Consider the following 16,085-nt stretch of genomic DNA (forward strand, 5'->3'; position numbering starts at 1 on the left):
GACGGGTTGCCGACGATTCAGGTGGCGGCCTCAGGTTATGCTGTGCCGATGCTCTATCTTGCTTCCCGCTCCCCCCGACGCAACCAGCTGCTGGCCCGACTCGGACGCCCCTTCCAGGCCCTGGACCTGGAGGTCGTCGAGCAGCGCGCGCCCGCTGAAAGCGCCGAACAGTATGTCTGCCGGGTCGCCGCCGACAAGGCGCGCGCCGGGCTGGCCCGGGTGCTGGCCGATGACCCGCAGGCGCGCGTGCTCGGCTCGGACACCGAGGTGGTGCTGGATGGTGACGTGTTCGGAAAGCCCACTGACGCCGCCGATGCGCGGGCGATGCTGGCGCGCCTTGCCGGGCGCACCCATCAGGTGATGACCGCCGTGGTGGTGGTCGGCGCGGACGGGCTGGACAGCGAACTGGTCATTTCCGAAGTGACCTTCGCCCCGATCGACGCTGCCGACATCGCCGCCTACGTGGCCACCGGCGAGCCGTTGGACAAGGCCGGGGCCTACGCCATCCAGGGCGGGGCCGAGCGCTGGATCGAACATCTTTCCGGCAGCTACTCCGGCGTCATGGGGCTGCCATTGCTGCATACCGATCGTCTGCTGGCGCGCTGCGGCGTGCCGGCCACAACTGCCGATGCCGCCAGGGAGGCTGCCGATGTCTGAGGAAATCCTGGTCAATGTGACCCCGCGCGAAACCCGGGTCGCGGTGATCGAGAACGGCATGCTGCAGGAACTGCACATCGAGCGCGGTTGGCGCCGGGGTGTGGTCGGCAACATCTACAAGGGCAAGGTGCAGCGGGTGATGCCCGGCATGCAGGCCGCCTTCGTCGAAGTCGGGCTGGAGCGTGCCGCGTTCCTGCATGCCAACGACGTGGTGCGGCCGGCGCCGGTGGCCAGTGCCGATACCGAGAACACCACGCTGCCGCCGCCATCCAGCGTGCCGATCGTCGAGCTGCTGCGCGACGGCCAGGACATCGTGGTGCAGGTGGTGAAGGACCCGATCGGGACCAAGGGCGCACGCCTGACCACCCAGATCAGCATTCCCTCGCGCTACATGGTGCTGCTGCCGCAATCCAAGGTCGTGGGCGTTTCCGCACGCATCGAGGATGAAACCGAGCGCGCCCGCCTGAAGGCGCTGGTGACCGAACTGTCGGCGCAGCACGGGGGCTACGGCTACATCGTGCGTACCAATGCCGAGGGCCAGCCGGCAGAGGCCATCGCCGAGGACATCGCCTACCTGTCGCGCGTTTGGAACGTGGTCGAGCGTCGTGGCCGCGAAGCGGCCTCGTGCAGCAACATCTATGAAGACCTGAGCCTGCCGCTGCGATCGGTACGCGACCTGATCCGCAAGGACGTTGACAAGGTGAAGGTGGACTCCAAGGAGACCTTCGCGCAGTTGCAGGCCTTTGTTGCCAAGTACATGCCGGTGCTGGCCGAGAAGATCGAGCTGTACAGCGGTGATCGCCCGATCTTCGACATGTTCGGGGTGGAGGACGAGATCGGCCGCGCGCTGGACAAGCAGGTGCCGCTGAAATCCGGTGGCTACCTGGTGATCGACCAGACCGAGGCGATGACCACCATCGACGTCAACACCGGTTCGTTCCTTGGCCAGCGCAACCTGGAAGAGACGGTGTTCCGCACCAACCTGGAAGCGGCACAGGCGGTGGCACGGCAGCTGCGGCTGCGCAACCTGGGCGGCATCATCATCATCGATTTCATCGACATGGACGATGCCGAGCATCGCCGCCAGGTGCTGCGCACCCTGGAAAAGGCGCTGGCCCGCGACCATGCCAAGACCACGGTGTACGACTTCTCGCCGCTGGGCCTGGTGGAGATGACCCGCAAGCGCACGGTGGAAAGCCTGGAGCGCCAGCTGTCGGAGACCTGCCCGCAGTGCAGCGGCCGCGGCAGCATCAAGACCACCGAGACGGTGACCTACGAGATCTTCCGCGAGATCACCCGTGCCGTGCGCCAGTTCGATGCCGCGCGCCTGCTGGTGATCGCGTCGACCAAGGTGGTCGCGCGCATCACCGACGAGGAATCCGCGGCGGTGGCCGAGCTGGAGGAATTCCTCGGCAAGAGCATCCGCTTCCAGGCGGACGAGCAGTACCTGCAGGAGCAATTCGATGTCGTTCTGCTCTGATCCTCGCCGGCCGCAGGCCGGCGGTGGCCGATGAGCGCGCCGCCGCGCCTGCGACTGCGAAGGATCCGCCGTCATTTCATTGCCGCCTGCGCGGTGGGCCTGGTCGGGCTTGCACTGCTGGTGGGCACCTTCAGCCAGCTGCTGCCGCTGGCCGAGCGCCATCCCGACAGGATTGCCGCCTGGCTGAGTGAACGCGCTGGCCAGCCGGTGCGTTTCGACCAGCTGCAGACCGCCTGGACCCGGCGTGGTCCGCTGCTGCAGCTCAAGGGCCTGCGCATCGGCGCCGGCCAGGGCCTGGCGATCGGCGAGGCCGAAGTGCTGGTATCGATGTACAGCGGCCTGTTGCCTGGCCGGTCGCTGACCGAGCTGCGCCTGCGTGGCCTGGCGCTCGACCTGCAGCAGGGCGAGGACGGTCGCTGGTCGGTACGCGGCCTGCCGCAGGCCGCCAATGGCGGGGACCCGCTGGATGCGCTGCGCCGGCTGGGCGAACTGCAGGTGATCGGAGGCCGCCTGGGCGTGCATGCGCCGGGGCTGGGAATCGACACCACGCTGCCACGCATCGACGTGCGCCTGCGGGTCAATGGCGACCGCCTGCGTGTAGGCGTGCGTGCCTGGGCCCAGACCGAAGCGCTGCCGTTGACGGCGGTGCTGGACGTGGACCGCGTGCGCGGCAATGGCCAGGCCTGGCTGGGCGCCGATCCGGTCGATTTCCATGCCTGGTCGCCGCTGCTGGCGGCCGGCGGTGTGCGCCTGCGCGAAGGCAAGGGCGAACTCAACCTGTGGCTGACCCTGCGCGATTTCGCGCCGGTGGCGGTGACCACCGATTCGGACCTGCGTGATGTCCGCATCGATGGCGCACCGATGCCCTCGATGGCGGCTCCGCAGCTGCAGCTGCAGCGGTTGCAGGCACGCCTGCGCTGGCAGCGCCAGGCTGATGGCTGGGCGTTGCAGGTGCCGCGCCTGCGCCTGAAAACTGAAGAGGGCGAGCAGCAGCTCGATGGCCTGCAGCTGCAGCTTGGCAAGCAGCTGCGGGTCCGTTCTGGCGAAGTGCAGGCCGGCACCGCGCTGCGTGCGCTGGCCCTGAGCGATCGTCTTGAACCGGGCCTGCGTCGCTGGCTGTTCCTGTCCAGGCCGCAGCTGGATGTGCGCGAGTTGCAGCTGGCGGGCGAACGCGATGGCCCGCTGTGGGCGCAGGGCGAACTGCAGTCGCTGGGCTTCGCCAGCGTGGGCAATTCGCCCGGCCTGCGCGGCCTGGGCGGGCGCTTCGAAGGCGACGCGGATGGCTTCAGCCTGCAGTTGCAGCCGCAACGGCAGCTGCAGTTCGATTGGCCGACCGGCTTTGGTGTGCGTCATGACCTGCATCTGGCGGGACAGGTGGTGGGCTGGCGCGACGAGGGCGGTGGTTGGCGTATCGGTACTGCGGCGATGCGCGTGGAAGGCACCGACTATGCGGCCGACGTGCGCGGCGGGGTCTGGTTCCAGGGCGACGGTACGCGGCCGTGGCTGCAGCTGGCGGCCAAGCTGGACGACGTGCCGATGACTGCGGCCAAGCGCTTCTGGATCCACTCCAAGATGAGCAAGGGCGCCACCGACTGGCTGGACATGGCGCTGGCCGGCGGCCAGGTGCGCAATGGCATCGGCCTGGTCAGTGGCGACCTGGACGACTGGCCGTTCGACAACAACGATGGCCGCTTCGAGGCCACCGGCCATATCACCAACGGTGACATCCGTTTCCAGCACGATTGGCCGTTGATGAGCCAGGTCGACGCCGATATCGCCTTCATCGGCCCCGGCTTCGACATGCATGGGCGCGGCGATCTGGCCGGTGTGGCGGTGCAGAAGTTCGAGGCGGGCATTCCGGATTTCGGGCAGCAGCCGCTGTATGTGCGCGCCGATGCGCAGAGCGAGGCGGGCAAGCTGCTGGCGATGCTGCGGCAGAGCCCGCTGCACAAGGATTATGGCGACACCCTGGACAACCTCACTGCTGCCGGCCCGGCGCATGTGACCTTCGATCTGCTGCAGCCACTGCACCACGATGAAGGTGGCGGCCACCTGCAGGGGACGGTTGATCTGGCCGGCGTGAAGCTGGTCGACAAGCGCTTCCAGCTCGCCTTCGACAACATGCAGGGGCCGGCGCGCTACAGCAATGGCGGTTTCGATGCCGAGGCACTGTCGGTGCGCCACCTTGGCCAGGACGGTCGCCTGAGCCTGCGTGCCGGTGGCTACGTGCACGACAGCAGACTGGCCTTCGAATCGCAGCTGTCGGCCACGCTGGATGCTGGCGTGCTGATCGACCGCGCGCCGGAGATGGCCTGGCTCAAGCCCTACATCACCGGAACCTCGCCGTGGACCATTGCGGTCAGCCTGCCCAAGGTCGCTCCAGGGGCGCCTGCGCCGCCCAGCGAGCTGCGGTTGAGCTCCGATCTGGTCGGGACCCGGCTGGACCTGCCGGCGCCGCTGGACAAACCGGCTGCCGAGCCGTTGGCGACCACCGTGGCTGCACAGCTGCCGATGGGGGCCGGCCGCATCGACGTTGCGTTCGGCCAGCGCCTGGCGCTGGCCGCACGCAGCCACAACAACCAGACCGGTGTGCAGGTGACGCTGGGCAGCGACCATGTCGACCGCGAGCCGCCGCCGAGCGGATTGACCGTCAATGGCCGCAGTCCGACCCTGGACGCTCTGGAGTGGATCAGTCTGGCGCGGGGTGGCAGTGATGACGACGCCATGCCGCTGCGTGCGGTGGACGTGCAGGTCGGCCAGTTGAAGCTGATCGGTGGCGTGTTCGAGCAGACCCGGTTGCAGCTGCGCCCGGGCGCGCAGGCACTGGATGTGCGCCTGGATGGCCCGTCGCTGGCCGGGCGCCTGACCGTCCCCAATGCAGACGGCGGCACCATCAGTGGCCAGCTCGACCGCGTGCACTGGCAATCCCTGCCGGCGGCTCCGGGTGCATCGGCCGCACCGGCACGGGTACAGGCCGGCGCCAACGACATGGACCCGGCCAAGCTGCCGCCGTTCGCGCTGGACATCGCCGACCTGAAGTTCGGCAAGGTGGTGCTGGGCCAGGCGGTACTGCGTACGCGGCCGCTGGCCAATGGCCTGAACGTGGACGAGCTGCGCTTCCGTGCGCCCGACCAGGAGATCGACATCAGCGGTCGCTGGCTGGGCCGCACCGGTGGTGCCCGCACCGAGCTGACCGCACAGGTGCGCAGCGAGGACCTGGGCGGACTGATGCAGAACCTCGACTACGGCGGCCAGCTGCGTGGCGGTTCCGGCCAGGCGCAGCTGCAGGCCACGTGGAGTGGGGGGCCGTCGGACTTCCAGCTGGGCAACCTGCAGGGCCGCCTGGACCTGCACGCGCGCAACGGCCAGCTGCTGGAGCTGGAACCGGGCGCCGGCCGGGTGCTGGGCCTGCTCAGTGTCACCCAGCTGCCGCGGCGCCTGATGTTCGACTTCCGCGACTTCTTCTCCAAGGGCTTCGCGTTCAACCAGATCGACGGCAGCATGCAGTTCGGCCAGGGCATGGCGCGCACCGACAAGGTGCTGATCGAAGGCCCGGCAGCCAACATCACCATCCGCGGCCAGGCCGACCTGCGTAACCAGCAGTTCGACCAGACCATCGACGTCAACCCGCGTGCAGGCAATCTGCTGACCGTGGTGGGTGCGGTCGCCGGTGGCCCGGTGGGGGCGGCGCTGGGCGCGGCCACCAATGCGGTATTGTCCAAGCCATTGGGCGAGATTGGCGCCCGTACCTACAAGGTGACCGGTCCATGGAAGGAACCGAAGGTGGAAGTGATCGAGCGCAGCCGCGACAAGGCTCCGCCACCCGTACCGGCACCGGCGCCGGCCATTCCGCCGACCGTCACCGGCCTGCCGCGCTCGCGTTGAGCGCGGCTTTCCTGTTCACGGGGCTTGCCTGAGCGCCCCCGCATCCCCAGATCGAGAACCATGACTGATATCGCCCTGACGCTTGCCCAAGACCGCCTGCTGCGCCCCGGCGGCCTGGATACCGCTGGCCTGGAGCGCACCTTCGGCCAGCTGCTCGGCCCCGGTGTGGACTTCGGCGACCTTTATTTCCAGCATGCCCGCCGCGAGAGCTGGAGCGTGGAAGACGGCATCGTCAAGGACGGCGCCCATTCCATCGAGCAGGGCGTGGGCGTGCGGGCGATTTCCGGCGAGAAGACCGGCTTCGCCTACTCCGACGACATCCATGCCGATGCGCTGCTGACGGCGGCGCAGTCGGCGCGTGCGATCTCGCGTGAAGGTGGCGCCCAGTCCGGGCGGTCGCTGCTGCGCGGCAACGCGCGCGCACTGTACCCGGCGCTGGACCCGATCGATGGCATCGGCAACGAGGCCAAGGTCGAGGTGCTCAAGCGCCTGGATGGCTACCTGCGCGCCGCCGACCCGCGCGTGAAGCAGGTGATGGTGAGCCTGTCCGGCGGCGTCGATACGGTACTTATCGCCCGCAGCGACGGTGTGCTGGGCGCTGACGTGCGCCCGCTGGTGCGCCTGAACGTGCAGGTGATCGTCGAGCACAACGGCCGCCGCGAGTCCGGCTATGCCGGCGGTGGTGGCCGCTACGGGTATGAGGAGCTGTTCGCCGACGGCCGCCCCGAGGCCTTTGCCCGCGAGGCGCTGCGCCAGGCGCTGGTGAACCTGGACGCCGTTCCGGCACCGGCCGGGGTGATGCCGGTGGTGCTTGGTCCGGGCTGGCCCGGCGTGCTGCTGCATGAAGCGGTCGGCCATGGCCTGGAAGGCGACTTCAACCGCAAGGGCACCAGCGTCTACGCGGGCCGCATCGGCGAGCGCGTTGCCGCCCCGGGCGTGACCATCGTCGATGACGGCACGCTGGACGGACGCCGTGGTTCGTTGAACATCGACGACGAGGGCCATCCGACCCAGTGCACCACCTTGATCGAGGACGGCATTCTGGTGGGATACATGCAGGACAGCCTCAATGCGCGGCTGATGGGCATGGCGCCGACCGGCAACGGCCGCCGCGAATCGTTCGCGCATCTGACCATGCCGCGCATGACCAACACCTACATGCGCGCCGGCCAGCACGACCCACAGGAAATGATCCGTTCGGTGAAGAAGGGCCTGTACGCAGTCAACTTCGGTGGCGGCCAGGTCGACATCACCAGCGGCAAGTACGTGTTCTCGGCCACTGAGGCCTACCTGATCGAGGATGGCCGCATCACCACGCCGGTGAAGGGTGCGACGCTGATCGGCAACGGTCCGGAAACCATGCAGAAGGTGCGCATGGTCGGCAACGATCTGGCCCTGGACGAGGGTGTGGGCATCTGTGGCAAGGACGGGCAGAGCGTGCCCGTGGGTGTCGGCCAGCCCTCGCTGCTGATCGAGGGCATCACGGTCGGCGGTACCCAGGCCTGAGCCGGGCGATGGCCAGCGCCACCGCCCAGGCCGGCGCGGACTCAGTCCTCGTCGGCTTCGTCGCTGTCGACGGGGTCGGCGTCTTCGGCGCTGGCCTTCAGGCCCAGTGCGGCCGGCAGCATCAGGGCGCGCAGCACCTGGAAGATTTCGCGGTAGGCGCGTGGCGGCTTGTTCCTGGCCTTTTCGGCCTGGGCATTGCGCACCAGCGTGCGCAGCTGCTGGCGGTCGGCCTGCGGGTAGTCGTCCAGCAGTGCAGCCAGCGCCTTGTCACCCTCGGCCAGCAGGCGCTCGCGCCAGTCTTCCGCGCGGTGCATCATCGCCACTTCGCGGCGGCCGGTTTCGCTGTTGGCGTCCAGCGCATCGCGGATCGCATCCAGCGTGGCGTCTTCTTCGCGGCGCATGTGCTTGGCCAGGAACGCCAGCTGGCGCTTGTGGGCGATGTGGGCGGTGATGCGCTTGCACTCGGCGATATGCGGCAGCAGGTCTTCCGGGATCGGCAGGCGTGCCAGCTGGGCCGGGGTCAACGACACCAGCTTCTCGCCCAGGGCCAGGACGTCGAGCGCGTCGCGCCGGTTCTGGCTGCGGCTCTTGTCGTGGAATTCACCGGTTTCTTCGTCGCGTCCGCGCATCGTTCCTACCTGATCTCAAAAAAAGTCGCCCGGCGTGATGCCGGGCCCAACCCGTACAGGATAAAGCATTGAACGTGATCGCCCCTGAAGTCGCTGTCGGCGACGACAGCCTGGCCCGGCTGGAACGGCTGGCCGACCTCTCCCAGCAGCTGCTCGACCGCGCCCGTGCGCTGGGCGCCAGCCAGGCCGAGGTCAGCTGCAGCGAGGATCGTGGCCTGGAGGTCAATGTCCGCCTTGGCGAGGTGGAGACCGTGCAGTCCACCCGTGACCGCGGTATCGCCGTCACCGTCTATTTCGGCCAACGCAAGGGCAGCGCCAGCACCGGCGACCTGAACGAGGCCAGCCTTGCCGCCACGGTCGAGCAGGCCTGTGCAATCGCCCGGCACACCGAAGATGACCCGGCTGCCGGGCTGGCCGAGGCCGCGCTGATGGCCTCCGACTTCCCGGATCTGGATGCCTGGCACCCCTGGGCGCTGCAGGCCGACGAGGCGGTGGACCTGGCCCTGGCCTGCGAGAACGCAGGCCGTGAGGCCGATGCGCAGATCCGTAATTCCGACGGCGCCTCGGTGTCGAGCATGCAGAGCCTGTCGGTGTACGCCAATTCGCATGGCTTTTTCGGCCGTGAGCGTGGCACCCATCATTCGGTGGGCTGTGCGCTGATCGCCGGCCAGGGCGATGGCATGCAGCGCGATGGCTGGTACACCAGCGCGTTGGCCCGGGAGGACCTGGAAGACGTGGGCCTGGTCGGCCGTCGTGCTGCCGAGCGCACCGTCGCCCGCCTGCAGCCTCGCCCGATGGCCACCGGCACCATGCCAGTGCTGTTCGCCCCGGAAGTAGCGCGCAGCCTGGTTGGACACCTGCTGTCGGCGGTGTCCGGCGGTGCGCTGTACCGCCAGGCCAGCTTCCTGCTGGACAGCGTTCGCCAGCAGCTGTTCCCGGACTGGATGCAGATCGAGGAACTGCCCCACCTGCGCCGTGGCCTGCGCTCGGCCGCCTTCGACGGTGACGGCGTGGCCACGCGTGCTTCGGCCCTGGTCCGTGACGGCGTGCTGCAGCGCTACGTGCTGGGCAGCTACTCTGCACGCAAGCTGGGCCTGCAGACCACCGCCAATGCCGGTGGCGTGCACAACCTGCAGCTGGCCGCCAACGCGGGCTCCCTGCAGGACATCGCCCGGCAGATGGGCGATGGCCTGCTGGTGACCGAATTGATGGGGCAGGGCGTGAACGGGGTGACCGGCGACTACTCGCGCGGTGCCGGCGGCTTCCGCGTCGAGAATGGTGAGATCCAGTACCCGGTGGATGGCATCACCATCGCCGGCAACCTGCGCGAGATGTTCAGCAGCATCGAAGCGGTCGGCAGTGACGTCGACCCGCGCTCGCACATCCGGACCGGTTCGATCCTGCTGGGGCGGATGACCATCGCCGGTAATGATTGATGGCGTCGATGGCGTAAGCTATGCCCGCCTGACGCAACCAGCCTGGTGCTGGTGGGTCAAGACCACCCAATGAAAAGGAGTTTTGTCGTGAGCGAATTCGATAACGTCCCGCCGCCGCCGGCCACCACCGACGTACCGGCCGACCAGCGCACCATGGCCCTGGCTGCCCACCTGCTGGGCATCTTCACCGGCTTCATCGGCGCGCTGATCATCTGGCTGATCAACAAGGATGACGCGGGCAAGGCCTTCGTGACCGACCAGGCCAAGGAAGCCCTGAACTTCCAGATCACCGTGACCATCGCCATGGTCATCAGCATGATCCTGACCATCGTGATCATCGGCGTGTTCCTGGCCCCGATCGTGGGCATCATCAGCCTGGTGTTCAGCATCATCGCAGCGGTCAAGGCCAACAACGGCGAAGCCTATCGCTACCCGTTCGCACTGCGCCTGATCAAGTAATACCGGCGGCATGCGGAATTGAGAACGCCCGGCATTGCCGGGCGTTTTCATGTGCGGGGAGCGACGGGCGGTGCCCGGCGAGCGATCAATGATCGCGTTCGACCGCCAGCGTCGCCAGTGCACGCAGTGCATCGGCCTCTTCGCCATACCCGGCCAGGATCGACTGCATGCGTGCGGCCAGTTCGTGCAGCTGAGCCTTGGCACCGTCCATGCCGAGCAGGGCGGGGAAGGTGCTCTTGTCCTGCGCCTGGTCCTTGCCGGCGGTCTTGCCCAGCTGCTCGGAACTGGCCTCGACATCGAGGATGTCATCGCGTACCTGGAAGGCCAGGCCGAGTGCGTCGGCGAAGCTGTCCAGCTGGGCCAGCTGAGGTTCGTGGGCCTGGCCGCACAGCGCGCCCATGCGCACCGCCGCACGGATCAGCGCGCCGGTCTTCAGGGCATGCATGCGGGTCAATGCCGCCAGCGTCTGCTGCTGGCCGGTGGCATCGATATCCAGCGCCTGGCCGCCGCACATGCCAGCGGCGCCGGACGCGTGGGCCAGGGTCTGCAGGCAGGCCACGCGCAGCGTGGCCGGCAGCGGTGCATCGGCCAGCAGGCCGAAGGCACGGGTCTGCAGCGCGTCGCCTGCCAGAATCGCGGTGGCTTCATCGAAGGCGATGTGGGTGGTCGGCTTGCCGCGACGCAGCGCGTCGTCATCCATTGCCGGCAGGTCGTCATGCACCAGCGAGTAGGCGTGGATGAGTTCGACGGACATGGCGGCCGCATCCAGGCTTTCCGGCTGCGCACCGAACAGGTGGCCACTGGCGTAGACCAGCAGTGGGCGCATGCGTTTGCCACCGCCCAGCACCGAATAGCGCATGGCCTGGTGCAGGCGCTGCGGTGCTTCGGCAGGCGAGGGCAGCGCGGCGTCGAGCTGGCTTTGGATACGGTCGCGCCAGCGCGCGAACAGAACCTCAGCCGTCATGGCTGGGCGGATCGAAAGGCTCGGATGCTTCCGGCTGCGCCGGATCGCTGAGCAGGCGCACGCGCAGCTCGGCCTGCTCCAGCGCCTGCTGGCACTGGCGATACAGACCGACGCCACGTTCGTAAGCACTGAGCGAAGCTTCCAGGCTCAGCTCGCCGGTTTCCATCTGCTCCACCAGCTGCTCCAGCGATTCGAGCGACTGCTCGAACTGGGCGACCGGGGAGGCGTTTTCGGGGGACTTCTTGGCCATGCGGCAAGTGTGGACGGGCCGCGCGCGGGGGTCAATTCACCAGCCGCCCGGGCGCCACTGCAACTGCGCGCCATGCGCCTGCAACCAGGCCTGCAGCGGTGCGGCGATGACCACGTCGGCGGCGGCCAGCAACTGCGGGCCATCAAAGATCAGCGGCAGCTGCGCGCGGCGCCAGGGGGCGAGGTGTTCGCGTTGGAGGCAGTCCTTCAACGCGTGCGAATGCTGGCGACCGGGCAGCAGAATGCGCTCACCGCCCACGCGTGTACGGACCTGCAGCGGGCGTTCGAAGGCCGGGGTGCCCTGCAGGCGCAGTTGTCCACCATCGGGCAATGGCAGCGGTGCGCGTCCATCCCATTCGGCCTGCCACTCGTGGGGAAGCGCAGGCAGCCGGGCCGGCAGCAGGTAGGCGTGGTCGCGCCACTGTTGGATCGCGTGATCGTGCCAGCGCACCCGCGCCTGGCGATCGTTGTCGGCCGGCAGCAGCTCGTCCAGCGCCTGCTGCAGCACGGTGGCCGGCAGCGGTGCCGCGTCGTGGCCGGCCACCCAGGCACGCAGCACGCGTGCGGCACGGCCCGGTGAGACCTGGCGAAGCAGCTGCAGCGACAGCACGCGTGGAGCGACTTCCAGGTGTGCGATCAGCTCGGCGTCTTCCTCGTCAAGCAGTTCGCGGGTCTGCCCGCAGTGGGTTGCGCTGCCCGCCATCGCCGCAGCGGCATGCGGCCAGCGCTGGCGCAACAGTGGCAGTACCTGCAGGCGCAGGAAGTTGCGATCGGCGTGGTCGTCGGCGTTGCTGGGGTCTTCGATCCAGTGCAGTGCATGCTGGCGGGCATAGTCGAGGAGTGCACTGCGTGGCACTGCCAGCAGCGGTCGCCATAGAGGCTTTTCGCCAAGGCGGCTGTGCGTGGACATCGCCGCCAGGCCATCGACGCCGGAAGCGCGCAGGGCGCGCAACAGGAAGGTCTCGGCCTGGTCGTCCTGGTGCTGTGCCAGCGCCAGGGTTTCGCCGTCGCGCAGTTCGGCCGCGAACGCGGCGCGTCGTGCCAGTCGCGCGGCACCCTCGGTGCCCAGGCCTGTGCCGTTCTCGACCTGCACGCGGTGCACGGCCAGTTCGATGCCCCAGGCGTCGCATTGCTGCTGGCAGTGCAGCACCCAGTCATCTGCATCGGGCTGCAGCCCGTGGTGCACGTGCACCGCGCGCAGCGCCGTGCCGGAAGCTTGCGCGCAGCACCACAGCCAATGCAGCAGCACGGTGGAGTCGACACCACCGCTGTAGCCCACCAGCAGCGGCGCATCCAGCGGAACGAGGGCAGGGAATTCACTCACGGCGGCAAGTATAGGGTTGGTCGGCAGGGCTGCGCCCTGCACCCGCAGACGCGCAAGCAACGGCAACGGCCGAAGCAACAGCAGAAGCGGGTTTCCTGAGGGTTGGCGGGGTGGGGCCGGTTGCGGGGCCGCTGCAAGTCCCCCTCCGGGGCCCGGCCCAGCCGCTGGCGGCTGTGCGTTCGAGCGCTTGCGAAGCAGTGCTTCGCAAGCAAAGCGCCCTCACCCATGTAAGCTCGGTCGCCGCTTGCTCGTGTGCGCAGTCCTGCGCACACGGCAAGACCGGGGTTGGGCGTCCTGCCCAACCCGCCCGAGGCATGCCTCGGGCCCATGCGGCTCACGCCCCCGCAACCGGACCCACCCCGCCTTCGACAGGTTTCTGCGATCTGTCGGGACAGCGTTCTCCGCTGCTGCTGGTAGGTGTCGACCTTGGTCGACACGGTAGATCCACGCCATGCGTGGATGAAGCGTTCCTGTAGAGCCAAGCCGATGCTTGGCTCTTTTCGTTTCGGATTACGGCTAGGCTGTGGCGATGAAGATCACTTCCATTCCGTTGGACAAGGCCGTGTCGGATGGTCCGATCGATGCGTTCAGCCACGTCCTGCTGAGCGATTCGCCTACGCTGGATGAGGTGCTCGGTTGCCTGGCCTCGCTGCAGGCGGCTGATCCCCTTCATCGTTATCTATGCACGCTCGACGATGTCGGCCAGTGCCGCTACACCAGCATGCACGCGTCCGATGACGAACGCATCGCGCTGTACGAGGACGAAGACCCGGCGACGCCGGAAGATGCGTTGGCGGCACGCGGGCGGTTGCTGGCGCACGTCGTCGCGCAGCTTGAGCATTCCACGCATCGGCTGCAGTGGACAGCGCTGGCGGGTACGTTGATGTGCAGCGACGAAGACATCGAGGCGCTGGTCGCCGCCAATGCGAAGCCGGATCTCATCATCGATGACGTGGTCTGCGTGCAGCAGGTGCCCGTGACCCGTGATGACCTGCTGATCGCCGCCCTGCCCAACGGCTACTTCAGCGCGGACTGGGACATCTTCCAGAACCACGCCCTGATCCGGCATCTGCAGGAGCGCTACGACTACCGTCTGTTCGGACTCGGCGCATCGTGGCTCGGTTTCCAGCGCGACCGCGCACCGTCGCCTGCAGAGGCGAGCGCGTTGGTCGCGGACCTGCAGCGCGTCTACGCGGCCGGAACGCACGACACGTGGTCACAACTGGCTGCAACGCTGGCCAACCGCACCACACTGCTATTGGGCTACACCGAAGACTTCAGCGAACAACTGCCCTGAGCACCGCTCCACACGAGCGAGCGCAGCGAGCGACCCGCTTTCGCTCCTGATCTGTCTTCCGTGGTGGCCGCACCCGGAAACTGTCAGGGGTCGGGCGGTCCGGGTGCGCGGGGGTGTCCGCCGCATGGATGCGGCGGCCAAGCCTACACGGACGTACTTGCGGCGTCCCCCGCGCACCCGGACCGCCCGACCAGGCACGGCTTGTGCTTCTTCCACCACGAGGGGCTCCGCCGTTGGCCGCAATCTCCGGCACAATCGCACTCCTGATTCCCCAGAAAACGGTGAACGTGCAATGCGCATCCTGATCCTCGGCGCCGGCGGTACCGGCGGTTACTTCGGCGGTCGCCTGGCTCAGGCCGGCGTAGATGTGACCTTCCTCGTGCGCCCCGCACGCGCCGCCCAGCTGGACCGCGACGGCCTGGTCATCCGCAGCCCACTCGGCGATGCCAGCTTCCCGGTGCAGCACGTCACCGCCGATGCGCTACCCGCATTGGCCGCACAGAAGCCGTTCGACCTGGTCATCCTCAGCTGCAAGGCCTACGACCTGGACAGCTCAATCGATGCCATCGCTCCGGCCGTGGGCGCAAACACCACCGTGCTGCCGATCCTCAACGGCCTGCATCACTACAACGCGCTGGACCTGCGCTTCGGCCGCGACGCTGTGCTCGGTGGCCTATGCTTCATCAGCGCCACCAAGGCCCCCGACGGCGCCGTGCTGCACTTGGGCAAGCCGGCCAAGCTCACCTTCGGCAAGCGCGACGGCGGTGCCATCTCCGAACGCGTGCGTGCCTTCGCCGCCGCCTGCGTGCAGGCCAACCTCGATCATCTGGCCAGCGAGCACATTGGCCAGGAACAGTGGATCAAGTACACCTTCCTGACCGCGCTGGCCGCCTCGACCTGCCTGCTGCGCGCGGATATCGGCAGCATCGTCGCCACCGATGATGGCGAGGCGATCGTGCGTGGCCTGTACGACGAATGCCTGGCCGTGGCCGAAGCTGCCGGTGAGCCGATTCCCGATGCTGCGCAGGACACCGCACGCGGCACCCTGACCCAGGCCGGCTCTGCGTTGAAGGCTTCGATGCTGCGCGATCTGGAAGCCGGCCAGCAGGTGGAGGCAGAACAGATCGTCGGCGACATGCTGGCGCGCGCGCGCAAGGCCGACCAGGAAGCCCTGCTGCTGCAGGTCGCCTACAGCAGCCTGCAGGCCTACCAGGCGCTGCGCAGCGCGTGAGCGCCGCGTTGCAGACCAACGCGCTGCCGGCGCGGGTGCTGATCCTCGGCATGGGCTGGAGCGGGTGCGTGCTGGCCACGTATCTGCGGGCGTTGGGCGTACACGTGGCCGGCACGGTGCGCGACCCGGCGTCGGCACCGCACGATGGCCTGCCGCGCCATCAGCTGCGAGCTGACACGCCACCTTCCCCCGCCCTGCTCGATGAGATCGCGCAGGCCGAGGCCGTGCTGTGCAGCGTGCCGCCCGATGCCGAGGGTGACCCGGCACTGCGTCTGCTGCTGCCGGCACTGCAGGAAAGTCCAGCACTTCACTGGGTGGGCTATCTGTCATCCACGTCGGTCTATGCCGATCGGGCCGGCGGCTGTATCAACGAAACCAGCGTGGCCGATGCCACTGAAACGACCGGCATGCAACGCAGACGCGCCGAGGACCAGTGGCGTGCGCTGGCGGAGCAGCGCGGTATCGCCTCGGCGGTATTCCGCCTGCCCGGCCTGTACGGGCCGGGACGCAATGCGCTGCTGCAGCTGGCACAGGGACGTGCGCGCCACGTAGTGCGTCCAGGGTTGGTGTTCAACCGCCTGCACGTGGATGACCTGGCAACGGTCGTTATCGCATCGATGCAGCGGCCGTGCGTGGATGGGCTGTATCTGCCAGCCGATGACGAGCCGGCACCATCGCAGGAGGTACTGGCCTTCGCCGCGCAGCTGGGCGGCTTTGCGATGCCACCTGCAGTGGCATGGGACGACCCTGCACTCAGCCCGACGCTGCGGCGCTTCTACGAGAGCAACAAGCGCATCGACAGCACCGGTACGCGCGAGGCGCTGGGCTGGGAGCCGCGCTTCCCCAGCTACCGTGAGGGCCTGCGCGACCTGCTCCGGTAGTGGCGGGCCGGGGGCCGGCCCCCCCCGGGGGGGTGGGGGGTTATTGATCGGGCGGCCCCCCCGCCCCCCAACCAGAAAAAACCCCCC

Annotated in this window: 13 protein-coding genes; 9 read left to right on the forward strand and 4 right to left on the reverse strand. The window is 68.3% G+C overall.

Annotation, left to right across the window (positions count from 1 at the left end; genetic code table 11):
• Positions 1-48: 48 nt before the first annotated feature.
• The 4 genes from ABE423_RS04335 to tldD are packed head-to-tail and all read left to right on the forward strand — an operon-like array spanning position 49 to position 7,528.
• On the forward strand, positions 49-657 hold the full coding sequence (locus ABE423_RS04335) for a Maf family nucleotide pyrophosphatase (protein ID WP_032128990.1): 609 nt from the start codon (positions 49-51) through the stop codon (positions 655-657).
• Entirely contained in the window at positions 650-2,137 is a 1,488-nt protein-coding gene (gene rng / locus ABE423_RS04340; RefSeq protein WP_010482960.1) for a ribonuclease G, read from the forward strand. The genes ABE423_RS04335 and rng overlap by 8 nt, the downstream gene beginning before the upstream one ends.
• A gap of 30 nt (positions 2,138-2,167) precedes the next feature.
• Positions 2,168-6,022, forward strand: a complete 3,855-nt coding sequence (locus tag ABE423_RS04345; protein WP_346485102.1) for a YhdP family protein — start codon at positions 2,168-2,170, stop codon at positions 6,020-6,022.
• Between the two features lie 60 nt (positions 6,023-6,082).
• Positions 6,083-7,528 (forward strand): metalloprotease TldD, encoded by a 1,446-nt coding sequence (gene tldD, locus ABE423_RS04350; protein WP_032128992.1) that lies wholly within the window; start codon positions 6,083-6,085, stop codon positions 7,526-7,528.
• A 41-nt stretch (positions 7,529-7,569) separates the two neighbouring features.
• On the opposite strand, the gene yjgA is transcribed toward tldD, so the two are convergent.
• Positions 7,570-8,157, reverse strand: coding sequence for a ribosome biogenesis factor YjgA (gene yjgA / locus ABE423_RS04355; RefSeq protein ID WP_049398682.1), 588 nt, complete (start codon positions 8,155-8,157; stop codon positions 7,570-7,572).
• A gap of 68 nt (positions 8,158-8,225) precedes the next feature.
• On the opposite strand from yjgA, the gene pmbA reads away from it, so the two are divergent.
• Together pmbA and ABE423_RS04365 are read left to right on the forward strand one after the other, a co-directional pair.
• A complete protein-coding gene (gene pmbA, locus ABE423_RS04360; RefSeq protein ID WP_346485104.1) occupies positions 8,226-9,593 on the forward strand; it encodes a metalloprotease PmbA in 1,368 nt (455 codons plus the stop codon).
• Positions 9,594-9,680: 87 nt separating this feature from the next.
• Entirely contained in the window at positions 9,681-10,052 is a 372-nt protein-coding gene (locus ABE423_RS04365; RefSeq protein ID WP_010482972.1) for a DUF4870 domain-containing protein, read from the forward strand.
• An 85-nt stretch (positions 10,053-10,137) separates the two neighbouring features.
• On the opposite strand, the gene ABE423_RS04370 is transcribed toward ABE423_RS04365, so the two are convergent.
• The 3 genes from ABE423_RS04370 to tilS are packed head-to-tail and all read right to left on the reverse strand — an operon-like array spanning position 10,138 to position 12,589.
• Positions 10,138-11,016 carry a farnesyl diphosphate synthase gene (locus ABE423_RS04370; protein WP_346485106.1) on the reverse strand — a complete coding sequence of 293 codons (879 nt, stop codon included), beginning with the start codon at positions 11,014-11,016 and terminating at the stop codon, positions 10,138-10,140.
• Complete coding sequence (locus tag ABE423_RS04375; RefSeq protein ID WP_005410522.1) at positions 11,006-11,266, reverse strand: exodeoxyribonuclease VII small subunit; 261 nt, start codon at positions 11,264-11,266, stop codon at positions 11,006-11,008. Before ABE423_RS04375 ends, ABE423_RS04370 begins: the two co-directional genes overlap by 11 nt.
• A gap of 36 nt (positions 11,267-11,302) precedes the next feature.
• Entirely contained in the window at positions 11,303-12,589 is a 1,287-nt protein-coding gene (gene tilS / locus ABE423_RS04380; protein ID WP_185749954.1) for a tRNA lysidine(34) synthetase TilS, read from the reverse strand.
• A gap of 529 nt (positions 12,590-13,118) precedes the next feature.
• On the opposite strand from tilS, the gene ABE423_RS04385 reads away from it, so the two are divergent.
• From ABE423_RS04385 to ABE423_RS04395, 3 genes are all read left to right on the forward strand, one after another.
• The gene (locus tag ABE423_RS04385) at positions 13,119-13,886 is read left to right on the forward strand and encodes a hypothetical protein (protein ID WP_253143686.1); all 768 of its coding nucleotides are present in this window, start codon (positions 13,119-13,121) and stop codon (positions 13,884-13,886) included.
• A gap of 292 nt (positions 13,887-14,178) precedes the next feature.
• Positions 14,179-15,117 (forward strand): 2-dehydropantoate 2-reductase, encoded by a 939-nt coding sequence (gene panE / locus ABE423_RS04390; protein ID WP_346485108.1) that lies wholly within the window; start codon positions 14,179-14,181, stop codon positions 15,115-15,117.
• Between the two features lie 50 nt (positions 15,118-15,167).
• Complete coding sequence (locus ABE423_RS04395) at positions 15,168-15,998, forward strand: epimerase (RefSeq protein ID WP_346485111.1); 831 nt, start codon at positions 15,168-15,170, stop codon at positions 15,996-15,998.
• Positions 15,999-16,085 lie beyond the last annotated feature (87 nt).

The organism is Stenotrophomonas sp. TWI1409, assembly GCF_039673015.1.
GTDB classification, from domain to species: Bacteria; Pseudomonadota; Gammaproteobacteria; order Xanthomonadales; family Xanthomonadaceae; genus Stenotrophomonas; species Stenotrophomonas maltophilia_A.

What these genes read in the sequence shown, in the direction of transcription:
- ABE423_RS04370 (WP_346485106.1), bottom strand. Translation starts at nt 11,016, where the DNA reads ATGACGGCTGAGGTTCTGTTCGCGCGCTGGCGCGACCGTATCCAAAGC.
- rng (WP_010482960.1), top strand. Translation starts at nt 650, where the DNA reads ATGTCTGAGGAAATCCTGGTCAATGTGACCCCGCGCGAAACCCGGGTC.
- ABE423_RS04395 (WP_346485111.1), top strand. Translation starts at nt 15,168, where the DNA reads ATGGGCTGGAGCGGGTGCGTGCTGGCCACGTATCTGCGGGCGTTGGGC.
- panE (WP_346485108.1), top strand. Translation starts at nt 14,179, where the DNA reads ATGCGCATCCTGATCCTCGGCGCCGGCGGTACCGGCGGTTACTTCGGC.
- tldD (WP_032128992.1), top strand. Translation starts at nt 6,083, where the DNA reads ATGACTGATATCGCCCTGACGCTTGCCCAAGACCGCCTGCTGCGCCCC.
- ABE423_RS04345 (WP_346485102.1), top strand. Translation starts at nt 2,168, where the DNA reads ATGAGCGCGCCGCCGCGCCTGCGACTGCGAAGGATCCGCCGTCATTTC.
- ABE423_RS04385 (WP_253143686.1), top strand. Translation starts at nt 13,119, where the DNA reads ATGAAGATCACTTCCATTCCGTTGGACAAGGCCGTGTCGGATGGTCCG.
- ABE423_RS04375 (WP_005410522.1), bottom strand. Translation starts at nt 11,266, where the DNA reads ATGGCCAAGAAGTCCCCCGAAAACGCCTCCCCGGTCGCCCAGTTCGAG.
- ABE423_RS04335 (WP_032128990.1), top strand. Translation starts at nt 49, where the DNA reads ATGCTCTATCTTGCTTCCCGCTCCCCCCGACGCAACCAGCTGCTGGCC.
- yjgA (WP_049398682.1), bottom strand. Translation starts at nt 8,157, where the DNA reads ATGCGCGGACGCGACGAAGAAACCGGTGAATTCCACGACAAGAGCCGC.